Annotated in this window: 7 protein-coding genes; 4 read left to right on the top strand and 3 right to left on the bottom strand. The window is 56.6% G+C overall.

Annotated features, from left to right (window positions below; translation table 11 throughout):
- The first annotated feature begins 553 nt into the window (after positions 1 to 553).
- Entirely contained in the window at positions 554 to 1453 is a 900-nt protein-coding gene (gene rhtA / locus PPTH39_RS14455) for a threonine/homoserine exporter RhtA (RefSeq protein WP_095001638.1), read from the top strand.
- 151 nt (positions 1454 to 1604) lie between these two features.
- A complete protein-coding gene (locus tag PPTH39_RS14450) occupies positions 1605 to 1886 on the top strand; it encodes a hypothetical protein (RefSeq protein WP_095001639.1) in 282 nt (93 codons plus the stop codon).
- Between the two features lie 49 nt (positions 1887 to 1935).
- On the opposite strand, the gene PPTH39_RS14445 is transcribed toward PPTH39_RS14450, so the two are convergent.
- Positions 1936 to 3756, bottom strand: a complete 1821-nt coding sequence (locus PPTH39_RS14445; protein ID WP_130872121.1) for an aminopeptidase P family protein — start codon at positions 3754 to 3756, stop codon at positions 1936 to 1938.
- 56 nt (positions 3757 to 3812) lie between these two features.
- Positions 3813 to 4982 (bottom strand): cysteine desulfurase family protein, encoded by a 1170-nt coding sequence (locus tag PPTH39_RS14440; protein WP_130872120.1) that lies wholly within the window; start codon positions 4980 to 4982, stop codon positions 3813 to 3815.
- 331 nt (positions 4983 to 5313) lie between these two features.
- Here PPTH39_RS14440 and PPTH39_RS14435 point away from each other — a divergent pair, with 331 nt between their 5' ends.
- Complete coding sequence (locus PPTH39_RS14435) at positions 5314 to 6399, top strand: sigma-54 interaction domain-containing protein (protein WP_095019291.1); 1086 nt, start codon at positions 5314 to 5316, stop codon at positions 6397 to 6399.
- A 172-nt stretch (positions 6400 to 6571) separates the two neighbouring features.
- Entirely contained in the window at positions 6572 to 7351 is a 780-nt protein-coding gene (locus PPTH39_RS14430; protein WP_095001643.1) for a TSUP family transporter, read from the top strand.
- Here PPTH39_RS14430 and nudC read toward each other — a convergent pair.
- The gene (nudC, locus tag PPTH39_RS14425) at positions 7319 to 8149 is read right to left on the bottom strand and encodes an NAD(+) diphosphatase (protein ID WP_095020880.1); all 831 of its coding nucleotides are present in this window, start codon (positions 8147 to 8149) and stop codon (positions 7319 to 7321) included. The genes PPTH39_RS14430 and nudC overlap by 33 nt on opposite strands.
- Positions 8150 to 8173 lie beyond the last annotated feature (24 nt).

Here is an 8173-nt window from a genome sequence, read left to right as displayed (position 1 = left end):
GTTGGTTACATCTTTGATTTCTCGCGGAGTAACTTGTGATGCTGATAATCTTGTTGACTATCAGTCTGACTCCACAAGCACCCACACGAATTGCTTGATTCAATTGTTAAAGAGCGGTTGGTCAGCTTTCGCTGTACCGAGGCGCGCATTATACAGCAGCCTCTGCATCTGTCAAGCGGTTATTTTAAGATGTTTTCAAAGTTTCCTCTGTAACATCAACCACTTGCGCTTTCGATCTCTCGTTAGCGGGAGGCGAATTCTACAGCGTTACACGCTGCTGTCAACACCTCATTCCCTGCTTCGATGACTTGAAGCTGACACCGCCGAAAACCGTCCAACTCATTGAAACTCAAGGAGTTTTCCGTTTCGACTGCGCCGGAAGTGGGGCGAATTATAGACAGTTACAATTTCGAGTCAAGCATTAATCGAAACTATTGATCTGTAAGCGCCTATAGCGTGGAAAACGCCAGAAGCTGCGCACTATATTGCACATTCTCAATCAGTTAAGCATCATGCCTGCCTTTAAGCCCCTCAAACCCAGGCACACTCCGTAATGACAAAGCTCCCCCGCAACCTGATGGCGACGCTTTTCCCTGTTGGCTTGCTGCTTATTGCCATGGCTTCGATCCAATCGGGTGCATCGCTGGCTAAAAGCATGTTCCCCATCATTGGCGCCCAAGGAACAACCAGTCTGCGCCTGGCATTCGCCAGCATTATCATGTTTCTGATACTGCGCCCCTGGAGAGCCAGGCTCAGCGCAAAATCCTTAAAAACCGTGATTGTTTACGGGATAGCGCTGGGGGGGATGAATTTCCTCTTCTATATGTCATTGCGCAGCGTTCCGCTGGGTATTGCTGTGGCCCTTGAGTTCACGGGACCTTTGGCCGTGGCTATTTACACCTCCCGCCGGCCGATCGACTTCATATGGATAGGTCTGGCAATCACCGGACTGCTGCTACTCATACCCTTTGGTGAAAGCACGCAAGGAATCGACCCTGTCGGCGCGGGTTACGCGTTGAGCGCCGGGGTCTGCTGGGCACTGTACATTCTTTATGGGCAACGGGCCGGAGCGGATAATGGCGTGCAGACCGCTGCTTTAGGCGTAATTATTGCAGCACTTTTTTTCGCACCTATAGGTGTGTACCACGCTGGCGCCGCATTATTGACTCCAGGCCTGATTCCCATAGCCATTGGCGTAGCCCTTATGTCCACAGCTCTGCCCTACACACTTGAGATGATTGCCCTGACACGCATGCCAACTCGAACATTTGGCACACTGATGAGCATAGAACCCGCCTTCGGAGCACTGTCGGGCCTGTTGTTTCTGAATGAGATCTTGTCATTTACGCAATGGATGGCCATTTCCTGCATCATCATGGCTTCGATCGGGGCGACTTTAACCATGCGCAACCATTCCACACCTGTTGCTACTGACAAAAAAGACGCCAGTTGACACAGTTATTGTAATTGACTCTCATTTAAGGGATGTTTGTCACTCCAGATTCATCAGGCCGATTCAGGATACGGACATCTACAGGGGCCACGGACAGGCAGCCTCACACATGCGTATCCCGTAAACCCGATGCAAACGCTTAAGGACAGGAATGAAACGTATTTTGGTAGCTTTAGCCGTACTTGCTTTAACCGGCTGCGCTGCAACCTCCGAAACCTCCGTCAAGCATGGCAAGCGAGGCCTGCATATCAATTGTTCGGGATTGTCCTCCTCGTGGAACAAATGCTATGCCGAAGCCGACAAGTCTTGCGGAACCAAGGGATACCGGGTGATTGCCAAATCGGGTGATGCGGCCGAAGAGCCAGGGGACTACCCGTTCGGCCTTAACCCCGCGGGTTATACCAGTCGCAGCATGATTGTCATCTGCAGGTAGTAACACCTGTTGCCATGCTGTCGACCCGACCGGCAGCATGGCATCAAGATCAGCGCTTGATCGCGACGGGTGCCGTACGAACCTGCAACCACTCCAGAGCGGCGCCTGCAAGCAGCGGACTCAAACGCTCGAGAACCTGGGCGTGGTAGCCATCAAGCCACTCGACCTCCTCACGCGTCAGCAATGATGGTTCCAGACAGCGAGTGTCAATCGGACATAGCGTCAGGGTTTCAAACTTCAGAAACACTCCAAACTCCGAATCACCCGCTTCCCGGTTCAACACCAGGTTTTCGATGCGCACCCCCCAACGACCCGGACGGTATGTCCCCGGCTCGATCGAGGTAATCATCCCCGGCTGCATTGCCGTGTGCGGCGCCGGTGCAGCCTGATAGGCGATAACCTGTGGCCCTTCGTGCACGTTCAGGAAGTAACCGACGCCATGCCCAGTGCCGTGCCCGTAATCGACGTTTTCAGCCCAGATCGGGGCCCTGGCAATCGAGTCCAGCAAAGGCGAGAGGATGCCCTTTGGAAAGCGAGCACGAGACAAAGCGATCACGCCTTTTAGTACACGGGTGCAGTCACGTTTTTGCTCATCGGTCGGCGTGCCGACGGGAACCATGCGCGTGATATCGGTCGTGCCCCCCAGGTACTGCCCGCCCGAGTCAATCAACAGCAAGCCGTCACCTTCAATGACTGCATGTTCTTGTTCGGTGGCATGGTAATGGGGCATTGCGCCATTGGCATTAAACGCAGCAATGGTGTTGAAGCTCAGTGATACAAACCCGGGACGACGGGCACGGGCCGCGGTCAGCTGTTCATCAATCGTCAGTTCGGTAATGCGCTCACGCCCAAAAGCCGTTTCCAGCCAGGCAAAAAACTCACACAGTGCAGCACCATCCTGCTCCATGGCCTGGCGAATATGAACGGCGTCATCAAGACTCTTTTGCGACTTGGACAGGGTCGTAGGGTTCAAACCCTCAACCAGCTTCACTTCAGGCTTCAGGTGGCCGATCAGCCCGCAGGTCACGCGGACAGGGTCTACCAGCAACCGGGTAGTGGCCGGCAAGGACGCCAGCGCCGCATTGATCCCGGTGTAATCGCACAGCTCTATGCCTTCGCGGGCCAGGGTGCCACGCAGTTCGGCACTGACCTTGTGCAGATCGACAAACAAGGTAGCCCGGGCCTCCTCGATTAATGCAAACGACACGAATACAGGGTTGAAAGAGACATCCGAGCCACGCAAGTTGAACAACCAGGCAATGTCATCCAGGGTTGCAATGAAATGCGCGTCTGCTTTGCGCTGCTTGAGTGTTTCGCGCAACTGCTGGAGCTTGTCGACCCGACTGACCGTCGCTTGTGGTGGCAAGTGCTCATACACCGGCTGCACCGGCAGTGTTGGCCGATCCTGCCAGACAAGGCCAAGCAAATCGATATCCGTGCGCAAGGTCGCACCGCGCTCCTTGAGCCGGCTTTCAAGGGTTCGTGCTGAAGCCAGGGCAAGAACGGCGCCATCAACGGTAACCGTTGCACCTTCTGGCGTTTGTTCAGCCAGCCACTCCAGAGGACCCGGCTGCCCGGGCAACAGTTTGACCAGTTCAATGGTGCTGCCACTGAGCTCTTTGCCCGCTTGCTCCCAGTAACGGCTGTCAGCCCACACGCCGGCGAAGGTCGGCGTGACAATCAATGTGCCCACTGAACCGTAAAAGCCTGACAGCCACTGACGGCCCTGCCAGTAGGCAGGCAAGTACTCCGAAAGATGGGGATCGGCCGAAGGCACGAGAAGCGCATGGATCCCGTGCTGGCTCATCACTGCCCGGGTGCGTTTCAAACGCTCCACAACAGACCCCGAATTCAACACCTGAGTACTCATTTATTCTCCTGCCAGTCACTGGTAATTATTATTCGTCGCTGATGATGGATCAGCCATCAAGGTTGGGCAACCGCCCAAAAAGGTGCGGGCGCTGCTACGCAAGCCTTGATTGCCTTTGCAGCTACATCGATGTCCTGCTCGCGGGTGAAGCGGCCAAGGCTCAGGCGGATGGTACGCCCGGCCTGGCGTGCATCATGCCCCAGCGCCAGCAGCACATGGGAAGGCGCATTGCTGGCCGAGTTGCATGCCGACGTTGCCGAGTACGCCAGCTCGCTACTCAAGACAGCGCTGTTAAAGTGTCCTTCGCTGAAGGTCAGGCTCAAGGTATGAGGAATACGTTGGGTCAGACAACCATTGCATTGCAGGCCCGGCACATCGGCCAGTTGTGCAAGCAAACGCTGACGCAATTCACGAATATGCTCCAGCTCTTCGGCAAACGACTGATTGGCCAATGCAAAAGCTGCGCCCATACCGGCAATTTGATGCGTCGCCAGCGTTCCAGAGCGCAAACCGGACTCATGCCCACCACCGTGAATCTGCGCCTGCAAGCGATCCTGTGCCCGCGAGCCCACATACAACGCGCCGATACCTTTGGGGCCATAAATCTTGTGCCCCGAAAACGACATCAGATCGACGGCCCACTCATTCAGGTCGATGGCTACTTTGCCTGCACCTTGCGCAGCATCTACGTGAAACAACGCACCATGCTCGCGCACGCGACGGCCAATCTCCGGGATGTCATTCACCGTCCCCAGTTCGTTGTTGACCAGCATCAGCGACACCAGCAGCGTATCTGCCCGCAGGGCGGCGCTGACCTGATCGGCGCTGACAAGCCCGTTGGCATCAGGTGCCAGGTAGGTCACGTCAAAGCCTGCATCCTGTAAAAAACGCGCGGTATCCAGCACCGCTTTGTGCTCGATCTGGCTGGTGATGATATGCCCGCGCAACTGGCCACCGGCCTGTGCCACACCTTTCAGGGCCAGGTTGTTGGACTCGGTAGCGCCCGAGGTCCAGATGATCTGCTCCGGCCTGGCATTGATCAGTTGCGCGACCTGCTCTCGGGCCAGTTCTACCGAATGCCGGGCTTGCTGACCAAAGACGTGGGAGCCGGAAGCTGGATTGCCAAAGTTGCCTTCAAAGCCCAGGCATTCGACCATCACCTGGATGACACGAGCGTCCACGGGAGTGGTGGCCGCGTAATCGAAATAAAGAGGTCGCTTGTTCATTGTTCAAATCCACTGAGCGCTTTCCTGAATCAGGGCGTCCCTGATTGAGGATTAATGAGACCACTTGAAAATGCGGCCGTTAGAAATAACTGATTGAGCCGGGTGAAAACAGGTAAATAAGAGAAAACCCTCCCAGGCTCAATCCTAAATTAAGGAGGCCTGGAAAGCAGTGTCTTATAAAGCGCTAAAAACAGGTCGCGATGCAAGTCCGATATGCAATATCGATATATAAATATGGAATTAGGTTAGTTTACGGAATAACAAAATAACTTTATAAAGCTGCCTCCGGCTTTCCTTTTGTGGGCAGAGCCCCTGTTAAAAGGAGCTGTCAATGCAGCTTTTAACATTACCTGCCACCCCGGCACTGGCCACGTCCATACGCGCCACGGCCCAAGTATTTGAAGACCCAGCGTCCAAAGCGCTGTTGACGCACTTGCAACAAATTGCCCCCAGTGATGCCAGTGTGCTGATCATTGGAGAAACCGGCACCGGCAAGGAACTCGTTGCACGCCATATCCATCAGCTCAGCCACCGGCACCAGCAGCCATTCGTGGCGGTCAACTGCGGGGCGTTTGCCGAGTCACTGGTTGAGGCTGAGTTGTTCGGCCATGAAAAAGGTGCTTTCACGGGCGCCCTGAGTGCAAAATCCGGCTGGTTTGAAGAGGCCGATGGCGGCACGTTGTTTCTGGATGAAATCGGCGACTTGCCGCTGGCCATCCAGGTCAAGCTGTTGCGCGTCCTGCAAGAACAAGAGGTTGTGCGGCTGGGTTCGCGCAAAAGCACCCCGATCAACGTTCGGGTGCTGGCTGCCACCAACGTCAACCTGGAGCAGGCCATCGATGCCGGACATTTCCGCGAGGATCTCTATTACCGCCTGAATGTTGTCAGCCTTGCGTTGCTGCCCTTGCGCGAGCGACCTGGAGATATTCTGCCGCTGGCCCGCCACTTCCTGAAAACCTATCGCCAACGCCTGCCCCACGGGCCAACGGCCCTGAGCGAGTGCGCCGAGCAAGTCCTGGTGCATCACCCCTGGCAGGGCAATATTCGCGAGCTGGAAAACGTCGTGCACCACAGCCTGCTGCTGTGCCGCAACCAGACCATCACGGTGCAGGACCTGCGCCTGTCCCAGTCACGCAGCAGGCGCCAGGACTTGCCGACGCAACAACCGGTTCAACACACTACCCGGGATCTGTTGCAGCGCGCATTTCGCAAGCTTTTCGAAGAAGAACCGGGAGCCCTGCATGAAACCGTCGAAGACGCCCTGCTGCGCAGCGCTTATGAATTTTGCCATCACAACCAGGTGCACACGGCCAAATTGCTGGGCTTGAGTCGCAACGTCACCCGCACCCGGCTGATCAAGCTCGGTGCACTATCAGTCAACGTCCGCCGGATGGATGCCGACGCTCTCGTCTATTAATAGAACACCCGCTGACGCAATTGCCTGACCGTAGCGCCAAACGATCCCCATGATCGTTCATGGCGCCGTCGGGCAATCACAAAAGCCCTATCGCCGCTGTTCTCGCTTATCGGTAAGATGACGTCCTTCCCGCGCGCCTGCGCTGTACGTCCCGCCGAATTAAGTCGATCCCATGCCTTTTGAACTCAGCGTAGATTTGACCACCCTCGCCATTCTGGCCGCCGTTGCTTTTGTTGCCGGTTTTATCGATGCCATCGCAGGTGGTGGCGGCTTGCTCACCACCCCTGCCCTGCTCACCGCAGGCTTGCCGCCACATCTTGTGCTGGGGACCAACAAACTCAGTTCGACCTTCGGCGCAGCCACGGCGAGCCTTACCTTCTACCGTCGCAAACTGTTCCATCCCCGCGAGTGGAAACTGGCCATTTTCGGCACCCTGGTCGGCAGCCTGATTGGCGCAACTGCCGCCCATTACATGCCCGCAGAGTGGCTCAACAAGATGCTGCCGGTGATTGTCTTCGGTTGCGGGATTTACCTGTTGTTTGGCGGCACCCCAAAAACACCCGTCGACAACGACGCGCCGATCAAAAAGAAATGGCAATTGCCGCAGGGTCTGGGCCTGGGGTTCTATGATGGCGTGGCCGGCCCGGGCACCGGTGCGTTCTGGACTGTCAGCAGCATGCTGATGTACCCCATCGATCTGGTGAAGGCCAGCGGTGTGGCCCGCAGCATGAACTTCGTCAGCAACATTGCAGCGCTGTCGGTGTTTATCTTTTCCGGGCATGTGGACTGGATAATCGGCCTGACCATGGGCTTTGCAGTGATGGTCGGCGCTTACTTTGGCGCCCGCAGCGCGATCAGCGGCGGCGCCAAGTTTATTCGTCCGGTATTTATTACCGTGGTCCTGGGCCTGACCGTGCGCCTAGCCTGGCAGCACTGGTTCGGCATGGCCTAAGCGACGCGCCACATACAGGTCGATAAGATAGCGCGCAATCGAGCGCGACGCCGGCAACGGCGGTAATTGATGCACATTGAACCACTGCGCATCTTCTATCTCATCGGCCTGGGGCACAATCTCGCCCCCGGCATATTCCGCGTGAAACCCCAGCATCATCGAGTGCGGGAACGGCCAGCACTGGCTGCCCACATACTGGATGTTCCTGACCTCCAGCTGCACTTCTTCGCGCACTTCACGAATCAGGCAATCCTCGGCCGACTCGCCTGGCTCGGCGAAGCCCGCCAGGGTGCTGTAAACCCCCGGCACAAAGCGCGGCGAACGGGCCAGCAGCACTTCATCACCACGGGTAATCAACACGATCATGCTCGGCGATATGCGCGGGTAACTGCGCAAGTCACAGGTAGCGCAGTACATCGCCCGCTCCCTTGACACCTGCGTCATGGCCTGCCCGCAACTGCCGCAAAAACGATGTTCACGAGCCCAGGTGCCGATTTGCGCGGCATAACCCAGCACTTTATAAAGCGTGTGGTCGTCGCCCAGCATAAAGGCGCGCAAGCCCTGCCAATGGCAGCCCTCTACCTGAGCGGCGCCCTTGAGCTCCAGCAAATATACCGGCTCGCCGTCGAGGTGGCCGATGCCATGCTCGGCCAGTACCGGCAAGTTCTGGCGTTTGAGCCATTCGCGAGGGAACAGCGGGCCATTGTCATCATTCAGAAAACCGTCGGGGCCGCGCGCCACGGCCCAGCCGCCAGTCAGGTCTGTATCCAGTACTGCCGTGATCCAACGCGGTGTCATCAAGTGATCCTTGTTCAGGTTACA

Origin of the sequence: Pseudomonas bubulae (assembly GCF_900618535.1) — a bacterium.
GTDB lineage: Bacteria > Pseudomonadota > Gammaproteobacteria > Pseudomonadales > Pseudomonadaceae > Aquipseudomonas > Aquipseudomonas bubulae.
The sequence above is the reverse complement of the archived record's forward strand: the minus strand, read 5'-3'. Positions and strand labels throughout refer to the sequence as shown.